General features: G+C 71.2%; 15 protein-coding genes. 2 read left to right on the forward strand and 13 right to left on the reverse strand.

Annotated elements, in window-relative coordinates; translation table 11 throughout:
- Positions 1-78: 78 nt before the first annotated feature.
- From aroQ to KZX17_RS12275, 13 genes are all read right to left on the reverse strand, one after another.
- Complete coding sequence (aroQ, locus tag KZX17_RS12215) at positions 79-525, reverse strand: type II 3-dehydroquinate dehydratase (RefSeq protein ID WP_248173963.1); 447 nt, start codon at positions 523-525, stop codon at positions 79-81.
- Positions 526-534: 9 nt separating this feature from the next.
- Positions 535-1,098 carry a GNAT family N-acetyltransferase gene (locus KZX17_RS12220; protein WP_248173976.1) on the reverse strand — a complete coding sequence of 188 codons (564 nt, stop codon included), beginning with the start codon at positions 1,096-1,098 and terminating at the stop codon, positions 535-537.
- Complete coding sequence (aroB, locus tag KZX17_RS12225) at positions 1,095-2,174, reverse strand: 3-dehydroquinate synthase (protein WP_248173979.1); 1,080 nt, start codon at positions 2,172-2,174, stop codon at positions 1,095-1,097. Before aroB ends, KZX17_RS12220 begins: the two co-directional genes overlap by 4 nt.
- Complete coding sequence (locus KZX17_RS12230; RefSeq protein WP_248173981.1) at positions 2,171-2,716, reverse strand: shikimate kinase; 546 nt, start codon at positions 2,714-2,716, stop codon at positions 2,171-2,173. Before KZX17_RS12230 ends, aroB begins: the two co-directional genes overlap by 4 nt.
- Positions 2,703-3,929 (reverse strand): chorismate synthase, encoded by a 1,227-nt coding sequence (gene aroC, locus KZX17_RS12235; RefSeq protein ID WP_248173984.1) that lies wholly within the window; start codon positions 3,927-3,929, stop codon positions 2,703-2,705. Before aroC ends, KZX17_RS12230 begins: the two co-directional genes overlap by 14 nt.
- A gap of 4 nt (positions 3,930-3,933) precedes the next feature.
- Positions 3,934-4,767: a shikimate dehydrogenase gene (locus tag KZX17_RS12240; protein ID WP_248173986.1), complete on the reverse strand. Its 834-nt coding sequence runs from the start codon at positions 4,765-4,767 to the stop codon at positions 3,934-3,936.
- Between the two features lie 3 nt (positions 4,768-4,770).
- The gene (mltG, locus tag KZX17_RS12245) at positions 4,771-6,177 is read right to left on the reverse strand and encodes an endolytic transglycosylase MltG (protein WP_248173989.1); all 1,407 of its coding nucleotides are present in this window, start codon (positions 6,175-6,177) and stop codon (positions 4,771-4,773) included.
- Positions 6,178-6,194: 17 nt separating this feature from the next.
- A complete protein-coding gene (gene ruvX / locus KZX17_RS12250) occupies positions 6,195-6,647 on the reverse strand; it encodes a Holliday junction resolvase RuvX (RefSeq protein ID WP_248173991.1) in 453 nt (150 codons plus the stop codon).
- Complete coding sequence (gene alaS, locus KZX17_RS12255; protein WP_248173994.1) at positions 6,644-9,310, reverse strand: alanine--tRNA ligase; 2,667 nt, start codon at positions 9,308-9,310, stop codon at positions 6,644-6,646. The genes ruvX and alaS overlap by 4 nt, the downstream gene beginning before the upstream one ends.
- A 68-nt stretch (positions 9,311-9,378) precedes the next feature.
- Entirely contained in the window at positions 9,379-9,675 is a 297-nt protein-coding gene (locus tag KZX17_RS12260) for an ATPase (RefSeq protein WP_248173997.1), read from the reverse strand.
- Between the two features lie 85 nt (positions 9,676-9,760).
- The gene (gene rpsD / locus KZX17_RS12265; protein ID WP_248174012.1) at positions 9,761-10,390 is read right to left on the reverse strand and encodes a 30S ribosomal protein S4; all 630 of its coding nucleotides are present in this window, start codon (positions 10,388-10,390) and stop codon (positions 9,761-9,763) included.
- 166 nt (positions 10,391-10,556) lie between these two features.
- Positions 10,557-12,068: a tetratricopeptide repeat protein gene (locus KZX17_RS15220; protein WP_248174015.1), complete on the reverse strand. Its 1,512-nt coding sequence runs from the start codon at positions 12,066-12,068 to the stop codon at positions 10,557-10,559.
- Positions 12,061-13,386 (reverse strand): replication-associated recombination protein A, encoded by a 1,326-nt coding sequence (locus KZX17_RS12275; RefSeq protein WP_248174018.1) that lies wholly within the window; start codon positions 13,384-13,386, stop codon positions 12,061-12,063. Before KZX17_RS12275 ends, KZX17_RS15220 begins: the two co-directional genes overlap by 8 nt.
- Before the next feature lie 122 nt (positions 13,387-13,508).
- On the opposite strand from KZX17_RS12275, the gene KZX17_RS12280 reads away from it, so the two are divergent.
- Positions 13,509-13,826 (forward strand): dioxygenase, encoded by a 318-nt coding sequence (locus KZX17_RS12280; RefSeq protein WP_248174841.1) that lies wholly within the window; start codon positions 13,509-13,511, stop codon positions 13,824-13,826.
- Between the two features lie 70 nt (positions 13,827-13,896).
- On the forward strand, positions 13,897-15,150 hold the full coding sequence (locus tag KZX17_RS12285; RefSeq protein WP_248174021.1) for a DUF349 domain-containing protein: 1,254 nt from the start codon (positions 13,897-13,899) through the stop codon (positions 15,148-15,150).
- The last annotated feature ends 77 nt before the right edge of the window (positions 15,151-15,227 follow it).

Below are 15,227 nucleotides of genomic sequence, written 5' to 3' on the forward strand. Positions count from 1 at the left end.
TCCGTTCGGTGGAGTTCGCGGCCGGAGCGGCCGAGGATCGATTCTACGGGATGCCGGGGCATCCGCCCTTGGCGGGGGTCAGGTCCCGATCGTGTCGAGCAGCAGGCGGACCGCCTCGGCGTAGCCCGCGACCCCCTTGCCTGTGACGTGCACGACGGCGACGTCGGTGACGTAGGAGTGGTGCCGAAAGGATTCGCGCGCGTACACGTCGGAGATGTGGACCTCGGCCACCGGAAGGGCGACGCCGGTGAGGGCGTCGCGGAGGACCACCGAGGTGTGGGAGAGGCCGCCGGGGTTGATGACGATGCCGACGCAATCCGTCCGTGCCTCGTGGATCGCATCGATCAGGACACCCTCGTGATTGCTCTGCACCGCGCGGACCTCGACGCCGGATTCCGCCGCGGTCCGCTCGACCAACGAGACCACATCGGCCAGGGTGTCGTGTCCGTACACGTCCGGCTCGCGGATGCCGAGCAGGTTCAGGTTCGGGCCGTTGACCAGGAGCAGGCGGCGGGGTGTGGGCACCTGAGCACCCTACCCGGCCGCCCGGATCATCTGGATCTCCGAGCCGCTCACCGTCTCGAGGACGAGACCGGTCGGCTCGAAGCCGAGCTTGCGATAGGCGGCCTGCGCCCTGAGGTTCTCGGCATGGACGTCGAGCGTGAGTCCGACCGCACCGACCGCCCCGCGCGCCCAGGCATCGGCTGCCGCGACGAGCTCACCGAGGATGCCGGCGCCCCGGTTCGCGGCATCCACGAAGACGCCCACCAGGTCGGCTTGGGACATAGGCACCACCCGGCCGAGGGTGTCGCGCTCCCCCGCGCTCCGGACGAGCACCGTCGCGGTGCCGATCCAGCGGCCGTCCGCCTCCGCGATGAATTGTGCGGCGTTCTCCCCCAGCGCCGCGTCGGCCGTGCGGGACTGCCAGAACGCGTCCTCGCGCGCGATCTCGTCCTCGAGGGAGGCGAGGAACGCGATGGATGCCGCGGGGTCGCTCACCGCGCGGATGCGCAGCTCCCGCACCTCGCGCCATTCGTGGAGGCGGACCCGCCGGATGCTGACACGGTGACCCGGCGAGTCGACCGGGCCGTCGTTCACCCGGCGATCTCCTGGTACGCCGCGAACAGCAGCGACTCGTCGGGCGCCTGCATCACCGTCGGCTTGCCGATCGCGTCGAGCACGATGAAGCGGAGCATGCCCGCACGCGCTTTCTTGTCGCGCTGCATCACGCCGAGCAGGTGCTGCCACCCGTCCATCCGGTAGCTCGTCGGGAGACCGAGCAGGTCGAGGATCCGACGGTGCCGCGCGACGTCGTCGTCCGACAGGCGACCCGCCAGTCGCGAGAGCTCGGCGGCGTACATCATGCCGATCGAGATCGCCGCCCCGTGGCGCCAGCGGTAGCGCTCGGCGTGCTCGATGGCGTGCCCCAGGGTGTGCCCGTAGTTGAGCACTTCGCGCAGTCCCGCCTCGCGGAAGTCCTCGCTCACCACCCGAGCCTTCATCTCGATGGCGAGCTCGATGCAGCGACGGAACTCGTCGCTGGCGGGGTCCACGGCGGCCTCGGGGTCGCGCTCGACGATGTCGAGGATCTCGGGGAACCAGATGAACCCTGCTTTGACGACCTCGGCGAAGCCCGCCACGATCTCGTTCCGCGGCAGGGTGTCGAGGACGTCGAGGTCGCAGATCACCGAGCGCGGCGCCCAGAACGCGCCCACGAGGTTCTTGCCCTCGGCGGTGTTGACACCCGTCTTGCCGCCGACCGCGGCATCCACCATCCCGAGCACCGTCGTCGGCACCTGGACGACCTGCACCCCGCGCAGCCAGGATGCCGCGACGAAGCCGGCCAGGTCGGTCACGGCGCCGCCGCCGAAGCCGATGACGGCGTCGGTGCGGGTGAAGTCGGCCTGCCCCATCACCTGCCAGCAGAACGCCGCGACCTCGATGCGCTTGCCGTCCTCGGCGTCGGGGACCTCGGCGGTCAGGACCTCGAGGGTGCCGTCCTCCAGCAGCTGCTCCCGCAGCGCCGCCGCCTTCGCGCCCAGCCGCGGCGTGTGGACGACGAGGACCTTCTTCACCGTCGGGGCGAGGTGCTCGCGGATCCCGGCGAGCAACCCTCGACCCACGTGGATGTCGTACGGGGTGGTACCGGTGACGCTGATGGTCGAGGAGGTCATGCGCTGCCTTCGGTTGAGGATGCCGGGAGTTCGGCCCAGTCGACGATCGCCGTGACGACGTGGTCGAGGGGGCCGGAGGAGGTGTCGAACGTCGCGTCTGCGACGGCGTCGTAGATCGGGCGTCGCTCGGCGTAGATGCGCTCCCAACGTGCGAGCGGCGTCTCATCGTCCGCTCCCAGGAGGGGCCGCTTCGCGCCGTCGCCGATGCGCCGCGCGACGACGCGCGGCGACACCGTGAGCAGGGCCACGCGGTGGGCGCGCAGTCGCTCGCGAGTGGACTCGTCGAGCACTGCTCCCCCGCCGAGCGCCACGACGCCGCCGCCGTCCAGCGCGGCGGCGACCGCCTCGCGCTCGAGCCGTCGGAAGTGGGGCTCGCCGTGCGCCTGGAACAGCTCGGCGATCGAGCCGTGGGCGCGGACGATCACGGCGTCCGTGTCGGTGAAGGTTCGATCGAGTCGCTTCGCGACCCGCTTGCCGATGCTCGTCTTCCCGGCCCCCATCGGACCGATGAGCACGAGTGCGCGCGGATCAGGCGAGGTCATGCTCGAGCAGAGCCGCCTCCGACGCGGGCGTCGTCTTGAGCGCCTCCGGGATGGCGGCGAGGTACGACTCGAGGTTGCGGCGGGTCTCGCGGATGCTGTCGCCGCCGAACTTCTCGAGCACGGCGTCGGCGAGCACGATGGCGACCATCGCCTCCGCCACGACACCCGCGGCCGGCACGGCGCACACGTCGGACCGCTGGTGGTGCGCTGCCGCGGTGTCGCCCGTCGCGACGTCGACCGTGCGGAGCGCGCGGGGCACCGTCGCGATGGGCTTCATGCCGGCGCGGACGCGGAGCACGGTCCCGGTCGACATGCCGCCCTCGGTGCCGCCGGCGCGGTCGGACGCGCGGCTGATGCCGTCGTCGGTCACGAAGAGCTCGTCGTGGGCTGCGGATCCGCGGCGACGCGTGGTCTCGAAGCCGTCGCCGACCTCGACGCCCTTGATCGCCTGGACGCTCATGAGCGCCTGCGCGAGCTTGCCGTCGAGGCGGCGGTCCCAGTGCACGTGCGAACCGACGCCGGGCGGAAGGCCGTAGGCGAGCACCTCGACGATGCCGCCGAGGGTGTCGCCGTCCTTCTTCGCCGCGTCGACCTCGGCGACCATGCGCTCCGAGGTCGCAGCGTCGAAGCACCGCAGCGGATCCGCGTCGAGGGCGTCGACGTCGTCGGGGGTCGGCAGCGGGCTCCCCTCGGGTGCCTGCACCGGTCCGATCGAGAGCGTGTGGCTCACGAGACGGATGCCGAGCTCCGACAGGAACGACCGCGCGATCGCGCCGAGCGCGACGCGTGCCGCGGTCTCGCGGGCGCTGGCCCGTTCGAGGATGGGGCGGGCCTCGTCGAAGTCGTATTTCTGCATGCCGACGAGGTCGGCGTGACCGGGACGCGGCCGCGTGAGGGCGGCGCCGCGCCCGCGCGAGCGGTCGCTGAGCTCGGTGGGCTCGGGGTTCATGACCTCGATCCACTTCGGCCATTCGGTGTTGCCGATCCGCAGCGCGATCGGGCTCCCGAGCGAAAGGCCGTGACGGACACCGCCCGACAGCGTCAGTTCGTCCTCCTCGAACTTCATCCGCGACCCGCGCCCGTAGCCGAGCTTGCGGCGAGCGAGGTCGGCGCGGATGGCGTCGAGGGAGACGGGGACGCCGGAGGGCAGACCCTCCATGACGGCGACGAGTTCGGGGCCGTGGGATTCGCCGGCCGTGAGCACGCGGAGCATTGCTCTAGTCTCCCACGAGCGCGCGGCGCATGACGGCCACGACCTCGGTCTCGCGCGGCAGCGGCTCGATCACATCGCCGGTCGCGAAGGCGCGGATCTGCAGGACGGCCTGATGGAGGAGCATGGCGGCGCCGTTCTGCGCCGGCAGCCCCGCGCGCTCCCACGCCCTGGAGAGGTCGGTCGGCCAGTGACCGTACACGACGTCCAGGAGGGGGCCGCCGGCATCCGCCAGCGCGTCCGCGGCCGCCTCAGGAAGGTTCGCGCCACCGGGCAGGGTCGCGATCGTGACGTCCTGCGGCTCCGGATCGACCTCGGCGAAGCCCGCCGCCGTGACGTGCACACCGAGCGACGCTCCCAGGGCGATGAGCGGGTCGACGGCAGCGGCTCTGCGCGCGACCACCTCGACGCGGTCCCCTCCGAGCTCGCTCAGCGCCACGAGCGCGGATGCCGCGGTCGCACCGGCGCCCACGATGCGGGCCCGGGCGACGGCGGTCACCCCCTGCTCGCCGAGGGCCGCGACGATGCCGCCGACGTCGGTGTTGAAGGCACGCCAGCCGCCGGCGGACCGGACCAGGGTGTTGGCGGCTCCCGTCAGGACGGCACGGTCGTCCCGCCGGGATGCCGCCTCCCACGCGACGCGCTTGAGCGGCATCGTGAGCGACAGTCCGCGGTACTCGGCGCCCAGCGACGCGAGCTGCGCTGCGAAGGCGGCCTCGTCCACGCGTCGACGGTCGTAGCGCCAGCCCCAACCCAGCACCGCGTAGGCGGCGCGATGCATGACGGGCGACAGGCTGTGGTCGATCGGGTCGCCCCACACCTCCAGGGCGGTCGCCGGCATCGGTCAGCAGCCTCCATCGGGGTTGTCACGGCACCACTGCTGGTACTTCGCCACTTCCTGCTCGTGCTGGGCGAAGGTGTCGGTGAAGACCGTCTCGCCGGTGTCGAGGTTCACCGTGACGAAGTACTGCCATGAGCCGTCGACCGGGTTCATGGCGGCGTCGATAGCGGTGTCGCCAGGGTTCGCGATCGGGCCCGCGGGCAAGCCCGGGTGCACGTACGTGTTCCAGAGGTTCTCGTCGTTCAGCTCTTCGTCGTTGGAGCTGGTGCCGCCCTCGCGCTCATCGAAGAAGTACTGCGCGGTCGAATCCATCTGCAGAAGCCCGCCGGTCTCGCTGATCTCCGGGTCCATGCGGTTCTGGATGACGCGGGAGACCTTGTAGAAGTCGTCCTCGTAGCGCGCCTCCTTCTCGATGATCGACGCGATCGTGAGGATCTCCTCGCGCCGCTCCGTGGGCACGCCGGCGTTGTCGAGCGCCTCGACGGTGCGATCGACCATCCGCTGAATGACCTGCTGGGCGGTCACGCCGGGGTCGAACGTGTAGGTGGCCGGGAACAGCCACCCCTCCAGGCTGTCCTGCTCTACCCCATACGCGCTCGGGTCCTGCACGGCAGCGCGCACCTCGTCCTCGGGCAGTCCGACGCCTTCCGCGATCCGCGGGATCGACTGGGCGACGGTGAGGCCCTCGCGCAGCTGCGCGGTCGACTCGAGCTTGTTCTCCGCGTTCGTGAGCGCCTCATAGGCGGCCTCGGACGTCATCTTCTGCTGCAGCTGGAAGACGCCGGGGATGAACGCGGGCTGCTGCCCCGTCGAGATGAGGTAGTCGTACAGTGCGCCTGAGGTCTTGATCACCCCTGCGTCGAACAGCGTCTTCGAGACGTCGGCTCCGGTGTCGCCGTCGAGGACGGTGACCGTCGCCTCCCCCTCCGCGAGCCCGGGCTCGAAGTCCTTCGGCTCCTCCCACCCCATGACGGCGCGGATCTGGTCCTCGTAGGTGTTCCAGACCCACAGCCCGCCGGCCGCCACGCCGCCGATCAGGGCGAGGATCACGACGAACACGCCCCACGCCGCGGCACGGCTCTTCCGCCGGTCGCGATCGTGACGCGCCGGCGCGCTCGGAGCCGACATCCCGCGCTCCTCGAAGAGGGCGTCGAGGGGTGCCGTCGACGACGCGGGAACGGATGCCTGGCGACGGGGCGCCTCCGCCGTCCCCTCTCCGCGCGGCGGCGACGACGCGAGGACCGGCTCGCGTGCCTCGGCCGGCGTGGATCGGGTGGCCTCGTCCGATGGCGCCAGAGCCGGCTCGGTCTGTCGGGCGCGACGCGCGGCACGCCGGGAGGTCGGGGCTTCGTCCGTCCCGGGAGCGCGCGCTTCGTCGGGCTGATCGCCGCGCAGCGGATAGTCGGGCATCGGGGCTCCTGCGTCTTCTACAGCGGCATGCCGGCCGGGTTACCGGTGCTCTTCTCGACGTCGATCGCCTGCTGGAGGAGGACCACAGCGGCGACCTGGTCGACAATCCTACGAGATGACTTCTGAGAACGCCCGTTGTCGCGGAGCATGGCGTTCGCGGACACCGTACTGAGGCGCTCGTCGACGAGTCGGACCGGCACCGTGAGGGCGGCGGCCAGTTCGGCGGCGAAGTCCCGCGCGTCGGCCGTCGAGGACGTCTCGTTGCCGCTCAGGCTGATCGGCAGACCGACGAGGACCTCCATCGCGTCGTACTCCCCGGCCAGCTCGGCGATCCGCGACACCGACGCATCGCCGCGCGGCACGGTCTCGACGGGCACGGCGAGCAGGCCGTCCGGGTCGCAGCGCGCGACGCCGACGCGCGCCTTGCCCACATCGACACCGAGTCGGATGCCGCGACGGAATCCGCTCACGCGGCCGCGCCTCGCAACGCGTCGACGACGCCCAGCAGCGCGGCGGGCAGCGCCGACGCATCCGTTCCGCCGCCCTGGGCGACGTCGTCCCTGCCACCGCCGCCACCGCCGAGCGCCGCAGCGGCGCCCTTCGCGAGCGCACCCGCCTTCGCGCCGGCCGAGCGGGCTGCGTCGTTGGTGGCGACGATCACGACCGGTCGCCCGTTCACCTCTGCGCCGAGCGCGACGACTGCGGCATCCGACCCCAGCCGGTCCCGCACCTGCAGTGCGAGCGAGCGGAGGTCGTCGGCCGATCCGACGGTGCCGAGCGACTGCGCGACGACCGCGTGCGCGCCCGCCCGCTCGGCCGACCCGGCCAAGGCCGGTACACGCTCGCCGAGCGCCTTCGCCTCGAACTGGGCGATCTTCTTCTCGGCCGCCTTCAGGCTCGCCTGGAGTTCGGCGATGCGCGCGGGCAGCTGGTCGCGCGGGATCTTCAAGCCCGACGTCAGCTGCGACACGATGGCACGCTCGGCAGCGAGCTCGCGGAAGGCGTCCTGGCCGACGAGCGCCTCGACGCGGCGGTTGGAGGCGCCCACCGACGACTCGCCCACGAGGTTGATGAGGCCCACCTGCGCGCTGGAGGCGACGTGCGTGCCCGCGCAGAGCTCGCGCGACCACGGACCGCCGATGTCGACCATGCGCACGGTGTCGCCGTACTTCTCGCCGAACAGGGCCATGGCCCCCGCGGCCTTCGCGTCGTCGAGGGACATCACGCGGGTCGTCACCTCGAGGTCGTCGCGGACCGCGGTGTTGGCGATCTCCTCGATCTCGCTGCGGGTCTCGGGCGAGAGCGCCTGGCCCCACGAGAAGTCGAACCGGAGGTATCCGGCCCGGTTGAGCGAGCCCGCTTGCGTTGCACTCCTGCCGAGCGTGTCGCGGAGGGCCGCGTGCACGAGGTGGGTGGCCGAGTGGGCCTGCGCCGCGGCGCGGCGGTTCGCGGCATCCACCACCGTCGTCGCGGCGTGACCGACGGCGACCTCACCCGTGGTCACCTCCACCGTGTGGCTGATGAGCCCCGGGACGGGCTTCTGCACGTCGAGGACCTCGAGCTCGTAGCCGGGACCGACGATGACACCCTTGTCGGCGACCTGCCCGCCGGACTCGGCGTAGAGCGCGGTCTCCGCGGTGATGACCTCGGCGATCTGGCCCTGCGAGGCGCGGTCGGCGGGTGCGCCGTCGACGAGGATGCCGAGCACGCGCGACTCGGTCTCGAGATCGGTGTACCCCGTGAAGACCGTCTCGCCGAGGGCTCGGAAGTCGCGGTAGACGCTCGTGTCCGCCAGCTGACCCTTGCGGGAGCGCGCGTCCGCCTTGGCGCGATCGCGCTGCTCCTTCATGAGGGTGTCGAAGGACGCACGATCCACGCTGAGACCGGCCTCCTCGGCGATCTCGAGCGTGAGGTCGATGGGGAATCCGTACGTGTCGTGCAGGAGGAACGCCTGCGATCCGCTCAGCGACGTCGACTGTGAGGACTTCGCCGCCTCGATCGAGGTGTCGAGGATCTCGGACCCGCTCGCGAGTGTGCGGAGGAAGGTCGCCTCCTCGGCAAGCGCGTACTGCGACAGACGCGCGTAGTCCGTCTCGACGATCGGGTAGGCCTCTTTCATCGCGTCGCGGGACACCGCGAACAGCTCGGCGAAGGTCGGGCCGTCCACGCCGAGCAGGCGCATCGAGCGGATGGCGCGGCGCATCAGGCGACGCAGGATGTAGCCGCGTCCGTCGTTGGCGGGGGTGACGCCGTCCGAGAGCAGCATGAGCGAGGAGCGGATGTGGTCGGCCACCACGCGGAAGCGCACGTCGTCGTCGTGGTGCTCGCCGTACCGCTTGCCCGAGAGCTCCACGGCCTTGTCGAGGACGGGACGCACCTGGTCCGTCTCGTACATGTTGTCCACGCCCTGCTTGATGAAGGCGACACGCTCGAGACCCATGCCGGTGTCGATGTTCTGCGCCGGCAGGTCGCCGAAGATGTCGAACTCGTACTTCGAGCGGACGTTCGTGATCTCGTACTGCATGAACACGAGGTTCCAGATCTCGACGTAGCGGTCGTCGTCCGTGGCGGGTCCGCCGTCGACGCCGTATTCGGGACCGCGGTCGAAGAAGATCTCGGAGCACGGGCCGGCGGGACCGGGAAGCCCCGTGGTCCAGTAGTTCGTGTCCCTGCCCAGGCGCTGGATGCGCTCCTCGGGGAGGGTCGAGTGCTCGAGCCAGAGCTGGATGGCCTCGTCATCCTCCTCGTAGACCGTGACCCAGAGGTCCTTCGGGTCGAAGCCGAGTCCACCGTCTTCGTCGGGCGTGGTGAGGAGCTCCCAGGCGTACCGGATCGCGTCCTTCTTGAAGTAGTCGCCGAACGACCAGTTGCCGAGCATCTGGAAGAACGTGCCGTGGCGCGGGGTCTTGCCGACCTCCTCGATGTCGTTGGTGCGGATGCACTTCTGGTTGTCCGCGGCCCGCGCGTACGGCGCCGGCACGTCGCCCGAGAGGTACGGGATGAAGGGGACCATGCCGGCGACCGTGAACAGCAGCGCCGGGTCGTCGCTGACCAGGGATGCCGAGGGCACGATCGTGTGCCCGCGCTTCTCGAAGTAGTCCAGGTAGCGCCGGGCGATCTCAGCGGTCTTCATCGTGTGTCCTCAAACTGCATGCGGGATCGGTCGCGACCGGGAGGCCGCGACCGGGAGATGGGGGTTGGTCAGTCGTCGTGCTTCGCGGCAGCCGACCGACCGGCTGCGGCGACGCCGTCGGCGAGGTCGGATGCGGCGTCCTTCACGTCGTCCGCGACGTCGGCGGCCACGCTCTTCGCATCGGCGACGATGCCGTCGATCTTCGCCTCCTGCGCGTGATACGCGTCGGCCATCCGGTCGGTGAACTCCGAGATGCGTGCGTCGACCTCGGCGAGAAGCTCCTGCCCCCGCGGGTCCTTGTTCACCAGGTGCGCGGCGACGAACCCGCCGGCGATGCCCAGCAGGAACCAGAGCACGTTCTTCATGGGATCCATGTTAGGTGCAAAGCAGAAGGGGCGCCGGGTGAACCCGACGCCCCTTCGAACCGCATACCGAGCGGCTACGCCTCGCTCAGCGCGCGGCGTAGTACTCGACCACGAGCTGGACCTCACAGGTCACCGGGACCTCGGCGCGCTTGGGGCGACGCTCGAGACGGGCCTGCAGCTTGTCGAGCTCGACGGAGAGGTAAGCCGGAACCGGGGGCAGGACCTCAGCGTGACCGCCGGCGGCTGCGACCTGGAACGGCTCGGTGCCCTCGCTCTTGGCCTTGACGCCGATGGTCTGGCCCGGCTTCACCCGGAACGACGGGCGGTCGACGAGCTGGCCGTCGACGAGGATGTGACGGTGCACGACGAGCTGGCGCGCCTGCGCGGTGGTGCGGGCGAAGCCCGAACGCAGCACGAGGGCGTCCAGACGCATCTCGAGGAGCTCGACCAGGTTCTCACCGGTCAGACCCTCGGTACGACGCGCCTCGTTGAAGGTGTTGCGCATCTGCTTCTCGCGGATGCCGTACTGCTCGCGCAGACGCTGCTTCTCGCGGAGGCGGACGGCGTAGTCGCTGTCCTGCTTGCGCTTGGTGCGACCGTGCTCACCGGGAGCGTAGGGACGCTTCTCGAGGTAACGGGCGGCCTTCGGGGTCAGTGCGACGCCGAGGGCGCGGGAGAGACGGACCTTGCGGCGGTCCTGGGACTTCGTTGCCACGAAATCTTCCTTCCATGACGTGGCCGCGTCTCTCGCGGCTCACGGGCGTATCGCCGCCTCTCGCCCTTCCGGACTGCACGCCGGGGCACGCCGGAAGGTGGGAAAGAGAGACGGGGATGCCCGAAAACACGGTTTCGAGCCGGTCCAGTCTAACAGACGGGCCGGATCACTCCCCGGTGCGGGCGAGGTCCAGCGCGCCCGGCGGGTGGAAGGGGAGACGGACGGCGTCGATCCGGTCGAGGGGGTACCAGCCGACGGACGTGTCCCCGTCGAGGACCGACAGCCGGCTCCTGACCGGGAGCGCCTCCAGCTCGGGACTGCGCACCCCGAACACGTGCACGATCTCGTGCCCGGGGCGCCCCTCGTTGTCGAAGATGTTCTCGAGGACCCCCAGCAGCGTCGCCTCGGTGACGGTGGCGCCGAGTTCTTCCGCGAGCTCCCGGCGGACGGCCGCATCCACGGTCTCTCCCGGCTGCACTCCCCCGCCGGGCGCACGCAGGAACGCACCGCGGGCGGCCGTCGCCGGGTACTCCTCCGCGAGGACGTGTCCGTCGCGGACGAGGACGGCGACGGCGATGACCCGGATGCGCGGTCGCGATCGCACGTCCTCGGCATACGCGCGGAGCGCGCGGGAGTACATCGGCACCTCGCCGGCCAGCGCGTCGAGTGCCGTCCGCAGGGCGCGGGCGGGCTTGTCGTCGTCGTAGAGCGCGAGCGCGCGGAACCCTCCGGCGGCACCCGCCAGGGCGTCTCCCGCCGGCATCCGCCGCAGCACGGCAATCGCGCCGGACGCATCCCCCACGTTCCGCAGCGAGCTCGCGAGTTGAATGATGGCCTGGCTCCGCAACGGCGAGGTGAGGCCCGCGTCGAGCGCCGCCCGGTACAGCGGGATCGCCGCCGCCTCCTCCCCCAGGAAGTCCTCGACCGAGGCGCGTTCGAACAGCGCGCGCGCATCGTCCGTCGCCTCGGGCCCGAGCGCCCCGTCCATCGCGGCGCGGAGCGCATCGGGACGGGCATCGTCCGCGGATGCCCAGACGTCGGCGATGCGCTGCTCCCGTTGGTCCCCGGGATCGACGTCGCCGGTTGCGCCGCTCGCGAGGATCTTCCTGACCGGGTGCTGCAGCGGGACGAGCGGGCCGTCGAGCTCCGTGGCTCGCATGAACGCGTGCAGGCCGCGGAGGGCGACACCGGCGTCGCTGAGGTCGCCCGAGACGAGATGCGACACGAGCGAGTCGACCGGGAGTTCGCGCACGACACCGCTCTCGAAGCGGCCCCACGTCGGCGGACCGGCACGGTCGCACTCCGCGGCGATGAGGACGTGCTTGCGCCGCGTCGAATTCGCGCCACCCCACTCGGATCCCGCGTGGAAGACCGCTCCGGGCCGATAACCCGTCTCCTCCGCCAGTTCCCGGATGCCGGCATCCACCGGCCCCTCCCCCTCGTCGACGGCCCCTCCCGGGAGCTCGGCGATGACGCGCCGCGGTCCGACCCGGAACTGATCGAAGAGGACGACGGTGTCGCGGGGTGTGAAGGCGATGACGGCGACCGTGTCGCCCTGATCGAGGACGTCCCACTCGCTCGATTCGCCGTCCGCGGACCGGTAGACGTCGCGGCGGATGCGAGTGAACCCGTCGTACACGACGCCGCTCGACTCGCGGACCCACCCGTGTTCAGTCACCGAGGATCCTCCGGATCTTTTCCACCCGAGCGGAGATGTCGCGCTCGACGCCCCGCGATGTCGGCGTGTAGTACCGGCGTCCGCGGAGTTCGTCGGGCAGGTACTGCTGCGTCGCGACGCCGACGTCGAGGTCGTGCGGGTAGACGTACCCCTTGCCGTGGCCGAGGCGCTTCGCGCCCGCGTAGTGCGCGTCGCGGAGGTGCACGGGGACGCGCCCGAATCCGCCGGCTCGGACGTCGGCGATCGCGGCGTTGATCGCGTTGTAGGCCGCATTCGACTTCGCCGTGGTCGCGAGGTAGGCGGTCGCCTCTGCGAGCGGGATGCGGCCCTCCGGCATCCCGATGAAGGCCACCGCATCGGCTGCGGCGACGGCGATCTGCAGCGCCTGGGGGTCGGCGAGCCCGATGTCCTCCGCCGCCGAGATGACGAGCCGTCGCGCGATGAAGCGGGGGTCCTCGCCGGCCTCGATCATCCGGGCGAGGTAGTGCATCGCCGCGTCCGCATCGGACCCGCGGATCGACTTGATGAACGCGCTGATGACGTCGTAATGCTCATCCCCCTGTCGGTCGTAGCGCAGCAGCGCGCGGTCGACGGCCTGGGCGACGTGGTCCGCTGTCACGAGCGGGCTCTCGCCGTCGTCCGGCGCGTCCGGCATCGCTGCAGCCGCCTCGAGGGAGGTCAGGGCCCGTCGCGCGTCTCCGGAAGCCAGGTGGATCAGGGCGGCCCGCGCCTCGGGGGCGAGCCGAACCGCGTCCGCCAGGCCTCGGGCGTCCGAGACGGCGCGGTCGATGAGGATGCCGAGGTCGTCGTCCGTGAGTGGCTGCAGCGTCAGCAGCAGCGATCGGGACAGGAGCGGAGAGATGACCGAGAACGACGGATTCTCGGTCGTCGCCGCGATGAGGATGACCCACCCGTTCTCGACGCCGGGCAGCAGGGCGTCCTGCTGCGCCTTCGTGAACCGGTGGATCTCGTCGAGGAACAGGATGGTCGACGCTCCGTACAGATCCCGCTGGGTCATCGCCTCCTGCATCACCTCGCGGACGTCCTTCACCCCGGCAGTGACGGCGGACAGCTCCACGAACCGGCGTCCCGAGGTGCGGGCGATGGCCTGCGCCAGCGTGGTCTTGCCGGTGCCGGGAGGCCCCCAGAGGATCACCGACACCGCGCCGGTCGTCGCCCTGCCGGGATCGGCGAGGGCCACCAGCGGCGACCCCGGACGGAGCAGATGGGACTGTCCGGCGACTTCGTCGAGGGATGCCGGTCGCATGCGGACGGCGAGGGGCGTCGCTCCGCGGAACAGCGCGTCTCCCTGGGCCATCCCTCAAGGCTATCCGTCGGCGCCGACATGGCGGCGTCCCCGGATTGGCGCCCCGGATGCCGCCTGCATACCCTGCAGGTGGTCGTGCGCTCGAGCGCGGCCGAGGAGGGAGCGGCGTGGCCATGGGCAGATCCGGCAGAGGACGCGACAGCGGTCAGCAGCAGGCGCGCGCGCGGCTGTACGAGGCGCGACGACGCTTCCACGAATCGGTCATCGCCCGGCGTCGCCGCGACAACGTCCTCGCCGGCGCGATCGGCGGGGCGCTGATCCTCGCCGTCCTCGGCGGGCAGATCGCGTACTACACGCTCGGGCCGGGAGCACCGGAGCCGGTACCGGCCGTGTCCCCGTCGCCGTCGGTCTCGCCGTCGCCCGTCGTGTCGCCGTCGCCGTCGGTGGCGCCGTCTCCGTCCGAAACGGCCACCTCGACCCCGACCCCGTGACCGCGGCCGTACTAGGCTGAGTGCCGAATCCGACCCCCATGCGGCGCATGCCGCCGACGAGGTGACCCCCGTGAGTTCCGCCACCCCCGAATCCCCCGAGACCCAGCCCTGGGGCCGCGTCGATGACGACGGCACCGTCTCCGTCCGCGAGGGCGACCAGTGGCGTGTCGTCGGTCAGTACCCCGACGGCACCCCGGAGGAAGCGCTCGCCTACTTCGAGCGGAAGTTCTCCGACCTCGCCTCGGAGGTGACCCTCCTCGAGGTGCGTCACCGCCGCGGCGGAGCGTCGGCATCCGATCTCCGGGGCACGGCGCGAACCATCCGCGAGCGTCTCGACGGCGCGGCGGCGGTCGGCGACCTGGCGTCGCTGGAGGCGCGGGTCACCGCCCTCGAAGGCGCCCTCTCCGAGGCCAGCGCCGAGGAGACGAAGGCGCAGCGAGCCGCGGTGGATGCCGCGATCGCGGAGCGCGAGGGCATCGTCACCGAGATCGAGGCGATCGCCGCGAAGGACCCCCGTTCCATCCAGTGGAAGCAGACGACTGCGGACGTCACCGCGCTCTTCGCCCGCTGGCAGGAGCACCAGAGCACCGGCCCCCGCCTGCCCAAGACGGCCGGCCAGCAGCTGTGGAAGCGATTCCGCGACGCACGGTCCGTCATCGACAAGCACCGCCGCGAGTTCTATTCCGGCCTCGACGAGCAGCACAAGAGTGCCCGCGATGCGAAGAGCAGGCTGGTCGAGCGTGCGGAGGCCCTCTCCTCGCAGGGCGAGGACGGCATCCCCGCGTATCGCGCCCTGCTCGATCAGTGGAAGTCCTCCGGTCGTGCCGGCCGGAAGGCCGACGACGCGCTCTGGGCGCGGTTCAAGGCCGCGGGCGACGTCCTCTACGCCGCCCGCGTGGACCGCGAGCACGCCGACGCCGAGGCGTCGAAGGAGAAGATCGACGCCAAGCGGGCGCTGCTCGACGAGGCCGCCGCCGTCGGACGCGAGAAGGACAACGCGAAGGCCCGCCAACTGCTGACGGCCATCCAGCGCCGCTGGGACGAGATCGGTCGGATCTTCCCGCGCGACGCTGAGCGCGGACTCGACGACCAGCTCCGGAAGATCGAGAACGCCCTGAAGTCCCGCGAGGACGAGGACTGGAAGCGCAACAACCCCGAGACCAAGGCGCGTCAGAACGACATGACGAGCCAGCTCCAGGACGCGATCACCAAGCTCGAAGAGGACCTCGCCGCGGCGGAGGCGTCGAAGGACAAGGCCGCGATCGCGAAGGCGAAGGACGCGCTCGAAGCCCGGAAGGGTTGGTTGCGGGCGCTCGGCGGCTGACGCCCTCCTCCGGCGCCGGTTCGGGGGCGGTGTTCTCCACAACCGGCGCCGGATGCCGGTGCTCCCCCCGCCGGCGG

Origin of the sequence: Microbacterium sp. EYE_78 (assembly GCF_023149035.1) — a bacterium.
Lineage (GTDB): Bacteria > Actinomycetota > Actinomycetes > Actinomycetales > Microbacteriaceae > Microbacterium.